At 70.9% G+C, this 2,437-nt stretch carries 3 protein-coding genes; 2 read left to right on the forward strand and 1 reads right to left on the reverse strand.

Annotation, left to right across the window (positions count from 1 at the left end; all coding sequences use genetic code 11):
* A partial coding sequence (locus tag GRF61_RS23755; protein WP_169153088.1) for a cupin domain-containing protein occupies nt 1-511 on the reverse strand: 511 nt, incomplete at its 3' end.
* A gap of 59 nt (nt 512-570) precedes the next feature.
* On the opposite strand from GRF61_RS23755, the gene GRF61_RS23760 reads away from it, so the two are divergent.
* Nucleotides 571-1,779, forward strand: a complete 1,209-nt coding sequence (locus GRF61_RS23760) for a YbfB/YjiJ family MFS transporter (protein ID WP_169153089.1) — start codon at nt 571-573, stop codon at nt 1,777-1,779.
* A gap of 463 nt (nt 1,780-2,242) precedes the next feature.
* Nucleotides 2,243-2,437, forward strand: a 195-nt coding sequence (locus GRF61_RS23765) for a hypothetical protein (RefSeq protein WP_169153087.1), incomplete at its 3' end; no start/stop codon positions are given.

The following is a 2,437-nucleotide window of genomic DNA, read 5'->3' on the forward strand; positions in this document are numbered from 1 at the left end:
CGTGCAGGGAGGCGTGGCGCGGCCAGGGGAGGGAGGCGGGCAGGGCGCGCAGGCGGCGCAGTTGTTCCAGGATGAGGGCGTCGATGTGCTCGCCGTAGCTGCCGGCCTTGTCCTTGTCGCCGAGGCGGGAGGCTTCGAGGATGAGGGCGCGCAGGAAGGCGGTGACGATGAACACGGTGCAGCTGTCGGCCACCTGCGGTGGCGGCTCGTCGGCGACGTAGAGGCTGCGGTATTCGGCGCCGTACAGGGAGCCGACCTGGTGGGGCACGCCGGTGGGCACCCATACCGCCTGGCGCGGCGCGATGACGAAGCAGTGGCCGGCGGCGGTCACGGTCAGCACGCCGCTGCTGGCATAGACCAGTTGATTCCACGGATGGGTGTGGGCCGGGAAGTAGTGGCGCGGCGGTACGGTCTGCACGCGCAGCTGCATGGCGGAGGACAGGCCGGTGTCGTCCGGCAGGGGCAGCGTCTGCCAGTCGGTGGCGATGCGGGGGGTGGCTTGTCGTTTCATCGACATTCATTGTCCATTCATCGACGGTATGACGCCAAGGGGGCGTGGAGAATGGCGCGATGGCCGACACGATCTCCTCCCCCGACGCGCGGGCCGCCGCCCAGGCGCAAGACTCGCTGACTCCCTGGCAGGTGATGGCCGCCGGCATGTCGGCGCTCATTCTCACCGTCGGGCTTGCCCGCTTCGCCTATACGCCCTTGCTGCCGGTGATGCTGGCGGAGACCGGGCTGGACGCGGCCGGCGGCGGCTGGCTGGCGACGCTGAACTACGCCGGCTACATGCTGGGCACCGCCACCGCGGTGGCACTGCATGACCCGGTGTGGCGCTACCGCAGCTACCGGCTCTGCCTGGTGCTGGCGCTGGTGGGCACCGGCGGTATGGGGCTGGCGGAGAATTTCACGCTGTGGGCGGTGCTGCGTTTCTTCGCCGGCATCGGCTCGGTGGGCGGGCTGCTGCTGGGTTCCGGCCTGGTGCTGGGCTGGCTGCTGGCGCGCGGACGGCGGCCGGAGCTGGGCGTGCATTTCGTCGGCATGGGCATGGGCATCACCGTGTCCGGCCTGGCGGCGGTGCTGATGGCGGGGCGGCTGGACTGGGCCATGCAGTGGTGGGTGTTCGGCCTCGTCGGCGCGCTGCTGCTGTTGCCATCCTGGTTCTGGATGCCGCGGCCGGTGGCGGCCGCGCAGGCGGCGCAGGCGGGGAGGGCAGGCGGGCCGCGCGGACGCAGCTGGCTGCTGCCGGCGGCCTATTTCTGCGCCAGCGTCGGCTATGTGATCGGCGCGACCTTCCTGGTCGCCATCGTCGCCGCCCAGCCGGGCTTGAGCGGTGGCGGCAACCTGGCCTGGCTCCTGGTGGGCGTGGCGTCCACCCCGGCGGTGGTGCTGTGGGACAGGCTGGCGCGGCGGGTGGGCGACGTCGGCGCGCTGCAGCTGGCCTACGCCATCCAGATCGTTTCCTTCCTGCTGCTGTTCGGCGGCGGGCTCGGCTCGGCGCTGGCCGCGGCCTTGCTGTATGGCTTCACCTCCATCGGCATCGTCGGCCTCACCCTGGCCTACGCCGGCCGGCAGGCGCCGGACAATCCCGGCCGGGCGATGGCGCGGCTGACGCTGAGCTATGGCCTGGGCCAGACGGTGGCGCCGGCGATTGCCGGCTACATCGCGCAGAACACCGGCGGTTATGCCGGGGCGCTGTGGCTGGCGGCGGCGGCGATGCTGGCGGGCATGGTGTTCCTGGGGATGATGCAGCTGGAGGCGCGGCGGCTGCGGGGGTGAGCGTCTGTTGTAGCTGAGTGGTGAGCTCCGTTCGCCCTGGGGCGCTTTCGGTTTCTCTGAGGACGGGCTTGTCGAGAGGCGCTTTGACTTACCCGGGGAATGGCGCGGCAAGTGGGCTTCGACAGGCTCAGCCCGAACGGTTGTGCGGGCTGGGAAGGTGTGGAGAGAGGCGATGCTGGCCGCGCAGCGCCTTGATGACGCCGCTGATGGCGCATCGATCGGCGGGATGAGGCCTTGGGTGACATTGAGCGCTCACAGCCGTGCGCTCTGAGCCTGTCGAAGGGCGTTTCCCTTCGCCCGGCACATGGGCCTCGACAGGTCCGTCCTCAACCAAGCCGAAGCACTCGGCCCAAACGCTGGCGCGGCTGTTCTGAGTGCCGCTGAAGGACTCCGCCGAATGTTTGCGGCGCGGCCAGAGGGAGGCCCGAAGCTGGCGGAACGCGAAGGTCCGCGCTGCCGCGTAATGGCGCCTTCGCGCCTTGCCGCGCTGCTGCAGAGAGCCGAACTGCCCTTCCGGTTGACTCCGGCCTTCCCGCCCGGCCTGGACGACGCCGGCGCCCTCGCCACCCTGGCCGCCCGCGAACGCATCATGCTCGCCCCGGGCCGCGTCTTCAGCCCGCAGATGCAGGCCAGCCCGTGGATGCGCTTCAACGTGGCG

The organism is Azoarcus sp. TTM-91 (assembly GCF_012911025.1).
Taxonomy (GTDB): domain Bacteria; phylum Pseudomonadota; class Gammaproteobacteria; order Burkholderiales; family Rhodocyclaceae; genus Azoarcus.

What these genes read in the sequence shown, in the direction of transcription:
- GRF61_RS23760 (WP_169153089.1), top strand. Translation starts at nt 571, where the DNA reads ATGGCCGACACGATCTCCTCCCCCGACGCGCGGGCCGCCGCCCAGGCG.